Consider the following 14,200-nt stretch of genomic DNA (forward strand, 5'->3'; position numbering starts at 1 on the left):
CGGTCGCCGGTCCGCTAGGTGACCATCTGGTCGACACCTCCCGCGAGTTCCGCGCGGGAGGTGTCCTTGAGTTCAACACCGGACCGACCGAGCCGGCGAGCCCCCGCCACCAGCGCGGCGGTGATGCGGGCCGCGGACACATAGTCCAGACCACCTGGCGGGTGGATGTTGGAGATGCAGTTCCGGTCAGCGTCGGTGCGGCCGGGTCTGGGCAGGTGCGTCAGGTAGATCCCCAGACTGTCGGCGACCGACAACCCCGGCCGTTCGCCGATCACCATGATGAGCGTGGTGACGCCCAGCGCCGCCCCGATGTGATCGCCGAGGGCCACCCGCGCCTGCGTCGCGATCACCGGCTGTGCCAGCTGATAGCGGCCCTCGAACTCGGCCGCCAGTGCCGCCAGCAGCCCGGTTCCGTGCTCGGTCAGGGCCCGCGGCGACAGACCGTCGGCCAGCACGATGCCGATGTCGGCACCCGATGCCGCCGCAGTCAGTTCGTCGAGATCCGCTGGGGTGCGTCCGAGGTCGGGCCGCCGCAGGTATTCGCTGCGGTCCGCGGCGCGACTCCGGACATGCAGTGGCGCACCGAGGTTCAGCGTCTCGATCTCCGCGGTGAACGCTTCGGAATCCAACGGGACGTGCACCGCGTCGCGTGCAGCCGAATGCGCCGCCTTGAATTCGAGGACCCGGTGCGACGGTAACGAGTTACCGGTGCGGCCGAGCCCGATGCGCGCCGCAGTGGTGCGGCGCAACGGCGCCCACACATCCTCGGCAGGTGATCGGTCCTCGGCGCTCATCAGCCGGCCGCCAATCCGAGCAGGGGAGAAGCTGCCGGATCGATCGGCAGCACCCGCCCGTCACCGTCGGCCATGCCCAGCCGGGTCAGCCATGCCTCGAATTCGGGTGCGGGCCGCAGTCGCAGCGCTTTTCGCACATACAACGCATCGTGGAACGACAGGCTCTGGTAACCCAGCATGACGTCATCGGCGCCGGGCACGGTGATGACAAACGCCGCCCCTGCCACCCCGAGCAGAGTCAGCAGGGTGTCCATGTCGTCCTGGTCGGCCTCGGCATGGTTGGTGTAGCAGACGTCGACGCCCATCGGCAGGCCCAGCAGCTTGCCACAGAAGTGATCCTCCAGCCCCGCCCGGATGATCTGTTTGCCGTCGTAGAGATACTCCGGCCCGATGAAACCCACGACGGTGTTGACCAACAACGGGTCCAGCGCCCGCGCCACCGCGTATGCCCTGGTCTCGAGTGTCTGCTGATCCACTGGTTTTCCGCCGACGCCGAGGTGCGCACCGGATGACAATGCCGAACCCTGCCCGGTCTCCAGATACATCACGTTGTCTCCGACGGTGCCTCGACGCAGCGCCCGGCCGGCCTCGTTGGCTTCGGTCAGCATCGGCAGGGTGACGCCAAAACTGGTGTTGGCGCCTTGAGTTCCGGCGATCGACTGGAACACCAGATCAACCGGGGCGCCGCGCTCGATCAGCTCCATCGTCGTGGTCACGTGGGTGAGCACACACGACTGCATCGGGATGTCGAAGCGCTGCCTGATCTCGTCGAGCAGGTGCAGCAGATCCGAAGTGGCCTGCGGTGAATCGGTCGCCGGGTTGATCCCGATCACCGCGTCGCCGCAACCCATCAACAGACCGTCGAGCGTCGCCGCGGCGATCCCGCGCGGATCGTCGGTGGGGTGGTTGGGCTGCAGCCGCGTCGCGAGTGTCCCCGGTATGCCGATCGAGGTCCGGAACGCGGCGCTCACGGTGGTGGCCGCCGCCACCGCGATCAGATCCTGATTGCGCATGATCTTCGACACCGCGGCAACCATCTCCGGTGTCAGACCCGGCGCGACCGCGGCGATCTGCTCGGCACTGTGCGGATAGGACGCCGTGTCGAGCAGCCAGTCGCGGAACCCGCCCACCGTCAGATGCGAGACGGCGGAGAACGCTTGCCGGTCGTGGGTGTCGATGATCAGTCGCGTGACATCGTCGGTCTCGTAGGGCACCACCATCTCGTCGAGGAACGTCGACAGCGGAAGATCGGCGAGAACCCATGCCGCAGCGGCCCGTTCGGCATCGGAGCCGGCCGCGCAGCCGGCGAGTTCATCGCCGGACCTCAAGGGGGTCGCCTTTGCCATCACTTCGACGAGCCCGCCGAACTGATAGTTGTGCCCGGATACCTGCTGGGAATAGGTCATCTCAACTCATCCTCGGCGGCGGCCAGGGCGGCGAATTCCTCGTCGGGGGAGTTGGCGACCAGCTTGTGCCGGCTGTACATCCCGAAATAGGCCATGAAGGCGGCGAACACGATCAGGCAGCACAGCGCCGCGAAACTGTCGACCAGGAAGGTCGCGATGACCGCCAGGACCGCGATCACCAGGGCGAAGCCGGTGGTGAAGACGCCGCCGGGCGTGCGGTACGGCCGGGGCATATCGGGCTCGCGCCGACGCAGCACGATATGGCTGACCATCATCAGCACGTAGCTCAACGCTGCCCCGAACACCGCCATGTTCAGCAGCAGGGCGCCCTGGCCCGTCAGCGACAGCAAAAAACCGATGACGCCCGGCACGATCAGTGCCAGCGTGGGTGCCTTGCGTGAGTTGGTCACCGACAGTGCGGTCGGCAGGTATCCGGCCCGGGACAGCGCAAACAGCTGGCGCGAGTAGGCGTAGATGATGGAGAAGAAGCTGGCGATCAGGCCGGCCAGACCGATGTAGTTGACCACCTTGGCCCACGAGCTGTCGCCGAGCGCCTCCACCAGCGGATTTCCGGATTCGGACATGGCGGTCGCGCCGCCCGCGCCGGTGGTCAGCACCAGGACCGTCACGCAGGTCACCAGCAGCACGGCCATTCCCGCGATGATGCCCCGCGGAACATTGCGCTCCGGGTTGGCGGTTTCCTCCGCGGCAAGCGGCACTCCCTCGATGGCCAGGAAGAACCAGATCGCAAACGGGATGGCAGCCCAGATGCCCAACACGCCGAAGGGCAGCCACTCCGAAGCTCCGGCGGCATCGGTGACGGCGATGTTGGTGAGATTGGCCAGGTCGAAGTGCCCGATGGCGGCGATCGCGAAGACCACCAGGCCGACCAGCGCGATCGCGGTGATCACGAACATCACCTTGAGCGCCTCACCGACCCCGGACAGGTGAATGCCGATGAACAGTGCGTAGGCGGCGAGATAGACCCACCAGCCGTCGGTGATCCCGAACAGGCCCAGCGATTCGACGTAGGCGCCGATGAAGGTGGCGATGGCGGCGGGGGCGATCGCGTATTCGATGAGGATCGCGGTGCCGGTGGCAAAACCGCCCCACGGGCCCAACGCCCGGCGGGCGAAGGTGTAGCCGCCGCCGGCAGCAGGCAGCGCCGACGACATTTCGGCCATACCGAGTACCAGGGCGAGGTACATCCCGGCGATCACCACGGCGGCGATGGCCAATCCGCCGAAGCCGCCCTGGGCGAGGCCGAAGTTCCAGCCCGAGTAATCACCGGAGACGACATAGCTGACTCCGAGGCCAGCCAGCAGGATCCAGCCCGCACTGCCCCTCTTGAGCTGCCGTTTCTGCAGATATACCGCTGACTCCTGATGCGCTTCGACACCGGTGTGTCTGGGATGATTGTCGCGACTCATCAGCGAGCTCCGTTCGATGGTGTGAGCTGTAACACTAAGCCTTGCCGGGGTTGCGGCAACGTTGCATCGTTGACCCCAATCATGTTGGAGGGCAACGTAATATCTGCAACACCGCACACGGGATCGACCGGGGCGACGGCATCGTCGCGGGTGGTTCACGCATCTCGGTCGATGCACCACCGGCCCGGTCGGGAGATCTAAAGGTTGAGTAACCAACCTTTAGCTGAGCGTATTGGCTCGATGGGCTGATGTCCAGCGTTGCGCTGAAAACAGCAGTCGCAACCGCGCCGGCCTCGCTCACGTCAAGAACGAGCGCCCGGCCCTGACGTCGTCGTTGGCGCAACAACTGGCGCTCGTTGCGTAGCCACACTAGGTTTTGGGCGTGATGTCCTCAGCTGCTGGAGCAGTCGCGCGGTGGATCGCCCCCTTCATGACGGTTGCGGCCGTCGCTGCCTTCACCGTTCCCGCCGAAACCGGCCCGGTGCCGAAGATCGGCCTGGTCAATGAGGCCAACCCACTGGACGGGCTGCCGTTCTACGTCAATCCCAACTCGAAGGGGACCCGCGCCGCCCAGGGCGATCCGAACCCCCAGCTGGCCGCCGTCGTCAACACGCCGACGGCGTACTGGATGGATCACCTCTCCACTCCCGCCGTGGACGCCAAGTACATCGCCGACGCCCAGGCTGCCGGCACCATCCCGATTCTGGCGCTCTACGGGATCACCAATCGCGACTGCGGGAGTTACGCCGCGGGCGGTTTCGGGTCGGCTGACTCCTATCGGAACTGGATCGACGGGGTCGCCGCCGCCATCGGTGGTGGACGAGCCGCGGTCATCCTCGAACCGGACGCACTGGCCATGGCCGACTGTCTGTCGCCCGCCCAGCAGCAGGAACGCTACGACCTGATCGGCTACGCCGTCGACACGCTGACCCGCAATCCCGGCACGGCGGTGTACGTCGATGCCGGTCATCCGCGCTGGGTGGCCGCCGATGTGATGGCCAACAGGCTGAACCAGGTCGGTGTCAGCAAGGCGCGCGGCTTCAGCCTCAACACCGCGAACTTCTTCACCACCGAGGAATCGGTCGGATACGGCAACACGATCTCAGGGATGACGGGCGGAAAGCCCTTTGTCATCGACACCTCGCGCAACGGCGCCGGCCCCGTCGAGGGGGACCCGCTGTACTGGTGCAACCCCAGTGGCCGCGCTCTGGGTGTCGCGCCGACCACGGCCACCGGCAACCCTCAAGTCGACGCCTTCCTCTGGGTCAAACGTCCCGGCGAGTCCGACGGCGCCTGCCGAGGTGCACCGAGCGCGGGCACCTTCGTCAACCAGTACGCCATCGACCTGGCTTCTAACGCAGGCTGGTAGCGAGTCAGCGCGGCGTCGCTGCTGCCAGAGACGGCCAGCTCTCCGGCGAGGACATAAGCGCCGATGAGGTCCAGGCTGGTTCCTGCTCCGCCGAAAGTTGCGTTGCAGGAGGCGGAATCGCCGAGCAGGGTGACGCGCCCCTTGCTCCAGGACCCGAGCGCGCCTGACCTGCCGGCGAGAAGTGCATCGGCGCCCCCGGCACCGGCGAAAGTGCTTCGCAGGATCGTGATCTGGTCGGATTTGCCCGGCGGTAGACCGATCGAGCAGGTTGATGGCGGCCGCTACACCGGTGATCTCCGAGTTCGCCCGGCAGATCGCGGGTTTCGATTCGGGGGTGATGCTTGCCGATCGAAGCGGGGTGCTGGTGGCCCGAAGCTTCGGTGTCGATTCCCTGCTGCGTGACATGGATCGTGTCGGTGCCATCGAAGGTGCGGTGTTCTCCGAGGCGTATTCAGGCACCAATGCCCTGTCCACGCCCCTCGAGACGCGCGCCGGGATTTTTGTCGGTCGGCACGATCACTTTCTGGAGGGATTTTCTCGGCTCGCGTGTCATGGCGTACCGATCCTGCATCCTGTGACGCAGCGGATCGAGGCGGTGATCGATATGGTGACGGCCTCGGAAGCCTCTCCGGCACTGATGAAATGGGCTGTGGAACGCGCCGCCCACGATATCCGGCGGCGCCTCACCGAGACCTACACCGCAGAGACGTTGATCCGGCTGGGCGCGAAGTCGATTGCGAGTTGCCGTGTCAGGTTGACGACGCCGCCCTTGGATGCGCAGTATGCGGGTTCCTTCTCGAGACCGACCAGACCTCCGATCGATGCGATGTTGACCACCTTGCCGCGGCACCCGTCCACCAGATCTTGCTTGCTTTGTTGTGTGATGGCATATTTTGCGCCCAGCCACACCCCTTTGAGGTTCACCGCCATGGTTCGGTCGAAGTCGGCCTCCGACTCCTCGATGGTGTTGCCGATGCTCGCAGTGATCCCGGCATTGTTGACCATGACGTCCAGTCGGCCATAGGTGGCCACCGTCGTTGCGACCAGATCTGCGACCTGGGTGGCGCTTGTCACGTCGCACGTGGCGAAATTCGCTTGCCCACCGGACCTCTCGATGAGCTCGTGGGTCGGCACGTCGGCCTCCTGCTCGTAGCCTCCCGCCAGCGCCTCGGGGCGCAGGTCCGCGCACACCACGCGGCAGCCTTCGGCGGCGAGCCGAAGCGCCACAGCCCGGCCGTTACCTGAGCTGGCTCCGGTGACGACCGCCGTCCGGGCGCTATTTAATTGAATCGCAGTCATATCCGTCAGTTCAGCCTTCGGCTCGCAGTGGGCGTTTCGCGTGAATCGCCAAGCTACAGCGAACTGCCGGATCGGACATCCGCCGAAGGGTCCGTGACGACGCCCCACCTTGGGTGGGGAAGCCACGGGCGTCGGGCACCGCTCCGGTGTCGTCTCGGTGTGCAGATACCAACTTGCACGCGTGCTCGGCTGACGTGGGCGCGGGAATGCAGACTGCTCTGATCGCGTTCCTGTTCACGCCGACTGGACAACAACCAGCTGTTGCGGTCGCCTGGTCGAGAGGACGCGTGCGATGGGACTCGAGGAATCTGACAAAGGCTGGGGTTTCCACGAAGGAGAACTGAGGGTCCAACGCGCCGCGGGAGTGCAGCCGCAGGCCCAGCGTCTGGAGGGGATGCTCAGGCCCGCCGACCTCTCTGGCGGGGCCGCGAGATTTCTTGCGGCACAGACCTTTGCGGCGCTGACCGCACACGATCGCGCAGGTGTGCTGTGGACGTCACCACTGGCCGCGCCGCCGGGGTTCCTCCAGGGCGGCACCGACGTGTTGAGGGTTGCGAAGCTGCCCCGGCAGGGAGATCCCCTTCATGACTTGGCACCCGGTCAGGACGTGGGTCTGGTGGTTGTCGACTTTGCCGCGCGACGCAGACTCCGGGTCAACGGCCACCTCGTCAAGGTCGACGCCACGGGACTCGAGATCGCGGCTGATCAGGCCTATGCCAACTGTCCGCAGTACATCCACCGTCGCCACCCCGACGCCACCAGGCCGGCGGGGACGCCGGCGGTGGGACGTCGCGAGTCACCGACCTTGACGTCGGCCGACGAGTTGTTGATCAGTACCGCCGATACCTTCTTTCTCGGAACCACCCATCCCATCCGGGGCAGTGACGCATCACATCGTGGCGGGCCGCCCGGATTTGTCCGGGTCGATTCCCGCAGTCGGTTGTGGTGGCCGGATTTCCCGGGTAACAACATGTTCAACAGTCTCGGCAATCTTGCGGTCGATGACGAGTCCGCCCTGTTGTTCGTCGACTTCACGACGGGGGCAACGCTGCACATCTGCGGAACCGCCCGCCTGGAATCGGCGGAGTCGAATGTGCCCGGTGCCGTGCCGGATCGTGGAATCGCCTTCTCCGTGGGAGCCGTGGTAGCCGTGTCGACCACTTCGGGGTCCTAGCTGAACCTGTTCGCACCTGCACGTGGACATCGGTTGTGATGGTGCAACGATGGCTGCATGACCGCAACGCTTGTCGCGAAGAATGTGGCCGGCGGATTCGCCCACCGCACCCTCTTCGAGGGCCTCGACCTCACCGTCGCACCAGGTGACGTGGTAGGCGTCGTCGGCGCCAACGGCGCCGGTAAGAGCACCTTCCTGCGGATCCTGGCCGGGGCGCTCGAGCCGCTCGACGGCACGGTCAGTGTGGCACCCGCGGATGCGTTTGTCGGCTGGTTGCCGCAGGAACACGAACGGGTCCCCGGGGAGACCGTCGCCGCCTACATCGCGCGCCGAACGGGATGCGCCGCCGCCACAGAGGCCATGGAGGCCGCGGCGCTGGCGTTGGCCGACCCGAGTCCTGCCGACACCGATGCCTATTCCGCCGCGCTGGACCACTGGCTTGCCTCCGGGGCGGCAGATCTCGACGAACGGTTGCCCGCGGTACTGGCCGACCTCGGTCTCGACTCCGAGGCGGTGCGGCCCGAGTCGACCCCGATGACCGCCCTGTCCGGCGGCCAGGCCGCTCGGGTGGGTTTGGCGGCGCTGGTGCTGTCGCGATTCGACATCGTCCTGCTGGACGAACCCACCAATGATCTGGACCTTGACGGGCTCGACCGGTTGGAGCGTTTTGTCCAGGATCTCCGGGGAGGGGTGGTACTGGTCAGCCACGATCGAGAGTTCCTCGCCCGCAGCGTGACTCGTGTGCTCGAACTGGATCTGGCGCAGAACACCACCACCGTCTTCGGTGGCGGCTACGAAAGCTATCTGGACGAGCGTGAGGTCGGTCGTCGGCATCGCCGCGAGCAGTATGAGGAGTTCGCGGACAAGAAGGCCGACCTGGTGGCCCGTGCCCGCACCCAGCGGGAATGGTCCAGCCAGGGGGTGCGCAACGCGATGCGTAAGTCGCCTGACAACGACAAGATTCGCCGGCGTGCAGCCAGCGAGTCCAGCGAGAAGCAAGCGCAGAAGGTTCGCCAGATGGAGAGCCGCATCGCCCGACTCGAGGAAGTCGAGGAGCCCCGCAAAGAATGGGCGCTCCAGTTCACCATCGGGGCGGCGCCGAGGTCGAGTTCGGTGGTGGCGACTCTGGACAATGCCGTTGTGCGCCAAGGGAATTATGTGCTCGGGCCGGTCTCGCTACAGGTCGATGCCGGTGAGCGGATCGGGATCACCGGCCCCAACGGCGCCGGGAAGTCGACCTTGTTGCGGCTGCTGCTCGGACGTTGCTCACCCGAGCAGGGGCGAGCAAGTCTGGGTGCCAACGTCGCGATCGGTGAGATCGATCAGGCTCGTGACGAGTTCTCCGGAGCGGGACGGCTCGTGGATCGTTTCGAACAGCGGGTCCCGACGTGGTCCACCGCCGACGTGCGAACACTTCTGGCCAAGTTCGGGTTGGGCGCCGACCACGTGGAGCGGCCGGTGGAGGAACTTTCGCCCGGGGAGCGGACCCGCGCGGGCCTGGCGTTGCTACAGGCGCGCGGCACCAATGTGCTGGTTCTCGACGAGCCGACCAACCACCTGGACCTCCCGGCCATCGAACAGCTCGAACAGGCCCTGGAAACCTACGACGGCACATTGCTGCTGGTGACCCATGACCGCCGGATGTTGGAGAACGTCCGGCTGGATCGCACCTGGCGGGTCGACGGCGGGCGGGTCGCGGAACTGTGAGTGCCGCCCGGCGCCGCGCTGCGGGTTTGGACGCTTCACGGCTGAGCTGGTAGTCCGCCGGGGCGTTTTGCCGCCAACACTTGACCCGGATGTCACTTTGTGACACATCCCCGCGGTGGCCCGGCCGCATCTGGCCAACAACTGGCACCTGTACGTCGGTGACCCCGACGACCCCGAACAGCTGGCCGACATGTTGGCCCGCTCACCGATCACGAAGGTCGACCAGATTCGCACGCCGCTGATGGTGATCCAGGGTGCCAACGATGTGCGGGTGGTGCAGGGGGAGTCCGACAACATGGTCGATGCGCTGCGTGCTCGTGGAGTGGATGTGGAGTACTTGATCCAGGAGAACGAAGGCCCCGGGGCGGTGAACCCGGAGAACGTGATCGCGATGTGGCATGCGATCACGCGCTTCCTGGCCGCCCACCTGGGAGCTCGGGTGTGAACCCCTGGGCGGCTCAGTTCATCTGAGCCGCAACCGGTGTCAACGTTGGGCCGGTGTGGCCCACACCCAGGCCGCCGCTGCGCCGTCTCAGCGGCGCAGCGGCGTCGCGGCCTCGAATTCCGCTGCCTTGCCTGCGGACTGCCATTGCAGCCAGCTCTCCCAGCGTCGCAGATTCGACCGCTGCCATCGCCGGTCCACCCCGGGAGAAACCCGCCGCGCCAGCTCCAGTGCCGCGATCACCGGAAAGCGCAGCATCAGCAAGACGATTCCCGGCAGCGCCGACGGCAGCCGATAGCGCCGGCGGTTCCACGGCAGCATGTACAGGCCCAGAAAACCTGCCTGGAGCCGATAGTGGTATTCGGCACGTAGTCGCTGCAAGCCGCGCTGCGCCGGTGCCGGCGCAAAGGCCGGCACAAAAGATTCGACCAGTTCGGCGCCACTGCCTGCGCTGTCGTAGCTGCGTGCCGAGTCGGCCATGAACAGGATGCGCCACGCGTCGGCGATGGTCGTGGGGAAGTAGCCGTCACATCGCACCCCGACGAGGTGGCCGCAGTAGCGGTTGAAATGCAGCACCGCCCGCATCTCGGCGGGCGAGGTCACATGCCCGAGCAGGAACAGCCCGAACGCCGGTGCGATGCTGCCGCCGAGCAGGGTCAGCAACATCGCCGACTGGCTGATGGGCAACCCCCAGCGCGATGCATCCCATTCCGGGTGTTGCTTGACCCGGTCGCGGACGCTGACGTGCATGATCCGCACGTGCAGCGAGATGTTGCGCCCGGCAGAACCCGGGGTGAGGATGGCGCCGGGACGGCTGACCTCGATCCACCAGCGTGAGGTCTCGAGGTAACGGTGCAGGGCCCGTTGGCCGGCGTAACCCCCGGACAGCGACAGCGGAACGGCGAGCCAGCCTTCGGTGTAGGTGTCGTTGGTGCCGGCGTTGCCGAGTGCTCCCAGCGCGTACGCCCAGCGACGCCACACCGCGGCACCCTCTTCGACGAGGATCGGGTCCACCCAGGCGGGAAGCTCCTCGAACTCCTCGAACAGGGCTTTCATCGAAGCCGGGGCCTCGGGCACGTTGTCGATACCATCTCGCTGAGCCCGCTCGACCAGATCGCGGGCTTTTCTGGCGCCGAGCTCCCCGTGGTAGGTCTCCGCGACAAACCGCTCCGCCACCGGGTCACCCTCGCTGAGCCCTTCGCTGAATGCCCGGGCGACGGCGGGAGACGGGAAAATACCGACTCCGGTGGCTCGTTTCACCACACTCTGCAGGCGGGTGCGCCGGCTGGGGGTGGGGGGATAGCGGAATGCGGTGGGACAGGCCATCGCTCAGTCATATCCCACCGCAGCCCCCTGCCACTGCAGTTTCACCCCGAGTACCGGCCCACCTTCTCCGGGTGGATGACCAGCCGAACCCAGTCCTGGGCCAGCATCGCAGCGAGATCGTTCGCCCGCACCGGGTCCGCGAGATCCCAGTATTGGGCGGACAGACGCTGCATGAGCTCCCGTCCGCCATCTGCTTCGATGGCCACGCGACCCGCCACCGACACCCACCGTTCCCGCTCGGAGACCGGCGCGGACACCACCAGCGAAGCGCGCGGATCCTTCTGCAGCTGACGTACCTTCACGGTGTCCGGACCGGTGAAGAGCGCAATCGTGCCGTCGGTGGTGGCTTCGAACCACACCGGCCGGGGTTGCGGTGGTGTCGGACCGGCCGCCACGGTCAAGAATCCGAACAGCGGGCGCCGGAGGAATTCGAGGTCGTCGGGGGTGAGTGTCACCGTGACCACGCCCCGGCCGCTGCGGTCCGCAGCACATAGTCCTCGAAGGTGCGCGGATCCCGGCCCAAGACCTCGGCGACACCGCTGCTCGGGGAGTTGATCAGGCCTTGTTCCATGAGCGCGAACATCTCCGCGACATGATGCGCGTCGTCCTCGTCGACCCCCTGCTCGGCCAGCATCTCGACATACTCTGCGGCCGAGATCTGCTTGTAGACGATGGGTGATCCCGCGGCCCGGGAGATCAGCTCGACAGCTTCGGCGAAGGTGATCGCACGCGGTCCCGACAGTTCGTAGATGTGCCCGCCGTGGCGCCCCGGTTCGGTGAGCACCGTCGCGGCGACATCGGCGACGTCTTCGATGTCGATGAACGGTTCCGGAGCCGAGCTCGGCAACGCCAGCTCACCGGCCAGCAGTGGGGCGTGAAAAACATCCTCGTCGAAGTTCTGATCGAAGTTGTTGGGCCGCAGGATGGTCCACTCCAGCGACGAGTTCTGCACCGCGGTTTCGGCGGCACGCATGTCCAATCCGAACGCCGACTCTCCCCAGGAGTCCGCACCGCGCCCGGAGAGCAATACCAGTTGCCGGACCCCGGCGGCTTCGGCGCGGGCCACGAAGTCGTGCGCCGGCCCCGGTTCGCGGGGCGCCACGATGTAGACGCCGGCAACGTCGCGCAGCGCGGCGTCCCAGCCGTCGGGTTGGGACCAGTCGAAGGGGGTCCTGCTGGATCGCGATGCCGCGCGCACGGGTGCGCCGCGGAGTCGCAACCGGGCGGCGATCCGGCGGCCGGTCTTGCCGGAGCCGCCGAGGACAAGTGTCGTATTCATGGTCATGCTGTCGATTGAAGTGGCATCTGCTGGACAGTTCCATGGGTGAAAAGCCGGAATACCTGTCTGATCGTCTAGCCTCGAGGGGGTGGATGTGTTCGGAGACCTCTGCCGTGGGGTGCGGGCCCACGGTTCGCTGTTCGGCAGTTCGACCCTGACCGCCCCCTGGTCGCTGCACTTTGTCGACGGGGCCCCGCTGACGCTGTGCACCGTCCTGGGTGGTGGCGGGTGGATCGTGCCCGACGGGTGCGCGCCCGAACGGTTGCTGCCGTATGACACGGTGCTGGTTCGGGGGCCCGCGACGTTCACCTTCGTCGACGAACCGGGTACCGCGGCCGCCCCGATCGCGTGCGGGGAGTTCTGCGCAACACCCGAACACGGCGGGACCCGGCACCGTCTCGGGTGGAGCGACACCGCCGCCACCGACGACAGCCAGACGACATTGATCGTCGGGGCGTACCCGGTTCGTGGCGAGATCAGCCGCCGGCTGCTGGACGCCCTGCCGGTTGTCCTGCGAGTGGCCGCGGGCGGAACGGGCGACGCGGTGGTGGCTCACCTGGCCGGCGAGCTGTCCATGGATGTTCCGGGCCAACAGGTGGTGCTCGACCGGCTGCTGGACTGGATGCTGGTCTGCACGCTGCGAGAATGGTTCGACCGGCCCGGCGGGCAGCCGCCTGCCTGGTGGTCGGCCCAGCGGGACCCGGTCGCCGGTGACGCACTACGGCTGCTGCACGCGGACCCGACCGCACCCTGGACGGTGGCCTCGCTGGCCCAGCGCATCGGTGTGTCGAGGTCGACGCTGGCCAAACGTTTTGCCGATCTGGTCGGAGAGCCGCCGTTGACGTATCTCACCCACTGGCGGATGACGTTGGCCGCTGATCTGCTGGTCGAACAGGACACGGCGACCATCGCCGAGATCGCCCGCAGCGTAGGCTATTCGGACCCCTTTGGGTTCAGCGCCGCATTCAAGCGCGTCCGCGGTGTCAACCCCAGTGAGTTCCGCCGGGCCGCTGATTTCACTTCGCCGATGACAGTGAGCGCAGGAAGAACATGAGGTTGGCCGGCCGCTCGGCGAGGCGGCGCATGAAGTAGCCGTACCACTGCTGTCCGTACGGCAGATAGACCCGCAGCTGGTGGCCGGTCCCGACGAGGCGGCGCTGTTCGACATCACGGATCCCGTAGAGCATCTGCAGCTCGAACTTCTCTGCCGAACGGCCGGCGTCCCCGGCCGATCGTAGCGCCGCTTCGATCATGCTCGGATCGTGTGTGGCGACCATCGGGTACCCGGTGCCTTCCATCAAGATTCGTAGGCATCGAAGATAGGAGCCGTCGACATCGCGCTTGTTCTGGTAGGCCACCGAAACCGGTTCCCGGTAAGCGCCCTTGCAGAGCCGGATCCGGGAACCGGGTCCCGAGAGGTCTCGACAGTCGCCTTCGGTGCGGTGCAGGTACGCCTGCAGCACCGTGCCGAGTGTGGGAAATTCGGCGCGCAGTTCGTTGACGATCGCGAGCGTGGAGTCGGTGGTGGTGTGATCCTCGGCATCGACGGTCACCCACGCTCCGGAGGACTCCGCTGCTCGGCAGATGGTGCGGGCGTTGTCGACCGCGATCTGGTGACCGTCCCGGGGCAGTGCCTGACCCAGTGCCGAGAGTTTCAGTGACACTTCGACTCTGCGCCGCTCAGGCGTCTGCTCGGTGAGCTGGGACAGTGCGGGCAGCAACGCCAGGTAGTGCCGCACGGTGTCATTGGCCTGGGCGACGTCGGTGGTGTCCTCGCCTAGGTAGTCGATGGTGATGTCCCGGCCGTCGTCCAGGAGTCGCCGGGCTACGGCCACGGCGTCGGCCTCGGTTTCACCGGCGACAAACCGGTCGACGACATGTTTGGTCACCGGCACTCTCGCGACGGTGCGCGCCATCCGTGGCGAACGGCCTGCCGCCAGCAGCGCCGGGCGCAGGACCGCAGAGAATGCCATG

12 protein-coding genes and 2 pseudogenes are annotated in these 14,200 nt (G+C 66.6%); 6 read left to right on the forward strand and 8 right to left on the reverse strand.

The features are described 5' to 3' along the window. Positions 1 to 14 precede the first annotated feature (14 nt). From eutC to eat, 3 genes are read right to left on the reverse strand one after another with little or no spacing between them, the layout of a single operon-like run. Positions 15 to 794 carry an ethanolamine ammonia-lyase subunit EutC gene (gene eutC, locus WBB07_RS06350; RefSeq protein WP_526305837.1) on the reverse strand — a complete coding sequence of 260 codons (780 nt, stop codon included), beginning with the start codon at positions 792 to 794 and terminating at the stop codon, positions 15 to 17. Beyond that, positions 794 to 2,200, reverse strand: a complete 1,407-nt coding sequence (locus WBB07_RS06355; RefSeq protein WP_526305839.1) for an ethanolamine ammonia-lyase subunit EutB — start codon at positions 2,198 to 2,200, stop codon at positions 794 to 796. Before WBB07_RS06355 ends, eutC begins: the two co-directional genes overlap by 1 nt. Further along, a complete protein-coding gene (gene eat / locus WBB07_RS06360) occupies positions 2,197 to 3,630 on the reverse strand; it encodes an ethanolamine permease (RefSeq protein ID WP_526305841.1) in 1,434 nt (477 codons plus the stop codon). Before eat ends, WBB07_RS06355 begins: the two co-directional genes overlap by 4 nt. 385 nt (positions 3,631 to 4,015) lie before the next feature. Here eat and WBB07_RS06365 point away from each other — a divergent pair, with 385 nt between their 5' ends. Then, on the forward strand, positions 4,016 to 4,999 hold the full coding sequence (locus WBB07_RS06365) for a glycoside hydrolase family 6 protein (RefSeq protein WP_526305843.1): 984 nt from the start codon (positions 4,016 to 4,018) through the stop codon (positions 4,997 to 4,999). 238 nt (positions 5,000 to 5,237) lie between these two features. Continuing rightward, a pseudogene (locus tag WBB07_RS06370) lies at positions 5,238 to 5,630 on the forward strand (sigma-54-dependent Fis family transcriptional regulator); the annotation flags it as partial. A 62-nt stretch (positions 5,631 to 5,692) separates the two neighbouring features. On the opposite strand, the gene WBB07_RS06375 reads toward WBB07_RS06370, so the two are convergent. Then, a complete protein-coding gene (locus tag WBB07_RS06375) occupies positions 5,693 to 6,298 on the reverse strand; it encodes an SDR family NAD(P)-dependent oxidoreductase (RefSeq protein ID WP_526305845.1) in 606 nt (201 codons plus the stop codon). 292 nt (positions 6,299 to 6,590) lie between these two features. On the opposite strand from WBB07_RS06375, the gene WBB07_RS06380 reads away from it, so the two are divergent. The 3 genes and pseudogenes from WBB07_RS06380 to WBB07_RS06390 form a co-directional block, all read left to right on the forward strand. Then, on the forward strand, positions 6,591 to 7,472 hold the full coding sequence (locus WBB07_RS06380; protein WP_526305847.1) for a pyridoxamine 5'-phosphate oxidase family protein: 882 nt from the start codon (positions 6,591 to 6,593) through the stop codon (positions 7,470 to 7,472). Between the two features lie 57 nt (positions 7,473 to 7,529). After that, positions 7,530 to 9,179: a ribosomal protection-like ABC-F family protein gene (gene abc-f / locus WBB07_RS06385; RefSeq protein ID WP_526305849.1), complete on the forward strand. Its 1,650-nt coding sequence runs from the start codon at positions 7,530 to 7,532 to the stop codon at positions 9,177 to 9,179. 106 nt (positions 9,180 to 9,285) lie between these two features. Next, positions 9,286 to 9,624, forward strand: a pseudogene (locus tag WBB07_RS06390) (alpha/beta hydrolase family protein); the annotation flags it as partial. Positions 9,625 to 9,711: 87 nt separating this feature from the next. Here the strand turns inward: WBB07_RS06390 and WBB07_RS06395 are convergent. From WBB07_RS06395 to WBB07_RS06405, 3 genes are read right to left on the reverse strand one after another with little or no spacing between them, the layout of a single operon-like run. Then, positions 9,712 to 10,947 carry an oxygenase MpaB family protein gene (locus tag WBB07_RS06395; RefSeq protein ID WP_526305851.1) on the reverse strand — a complete coding sequence of 412 codons (1,236 nt, stop codon included), beginning with the start codon at positions 10,945 to 10,947 and terminating at the stop codon, positions 9,712 to 9,714. A 41-nt stretch (positions 10,948 to 10,988) separates the two neighbouring features. Next, a complete protein-coding gene (locus WBB07_RS06400; protein ID WP_526305853.1) occupies positions 10,989 to 11,402 on the reverse strand; it encodes a pyridoxamine 5'-phosphate oxidase family protein in 414 nt (137 codons plus the stop codon). Beyond that, complete coding sequence (locus tag WBB07_RS06405; protein WP_526305855.1) at positions 11,399 to 12,232, reverse strand: NAD(P)H-binding protein; 834 nt, start codon at positions 12,230 to 12,232, stop codon at positions 11,399 to 11,401. The genes WBB07_RS06400 and WBB07_RS06405 overlap by 4 nt, the downstream gene beginning before the upstream one ends. Positions 12,233 to 12,314: 82 nt before the next feature. On the opposite strand from WBB07_RS06405, the gene WBB07_RS06410 reads away from it, so the two are divergent. After that, positions 12,315 to 13,280 carry a helix-turn-helix transcriptional regulator gene (locus WBB07_RS06410; RefSeq protein ID WP_526305857.1) on the forward strand — a complete coding sequence of 322 codons (966 nt, stop codon included), beginning with the start codon at positions 12,315 to 12,317 and terminating at the stop codon, positions 13,278 to 13,280. On the opposite strand, the gene WBB07_RS06415 is transcribed toward WBB07_RS06410, so the two are convergent. Continuing rightward, a complete protein-coding gene (locus WBB07_RS06415) occupies positions 13,243 to 14,199 on the reverse strand; it encodes a proline dehydrogenase family protein (protein WP_526305859.1) in 957 nt (318 codons plus the stop codon). The genes WBB07_RS06410 and WBB07_RS06415 overlap by 38 nt on opposite strands. Between the last annotated feature and the right edge of the window lies 1 nt (position 14,200).

Origin of the sequence: Mycobacterium sp. (genome assembly GCF_049647605.1) — a bacterium.
In the GTDB taxonomy this organism is placed as follows: domain Bacteria; phylum Actinomycetota; class Actinomycetes; order Mycobacteriales; family Mycobacteriaceae; genus Mycobacterium.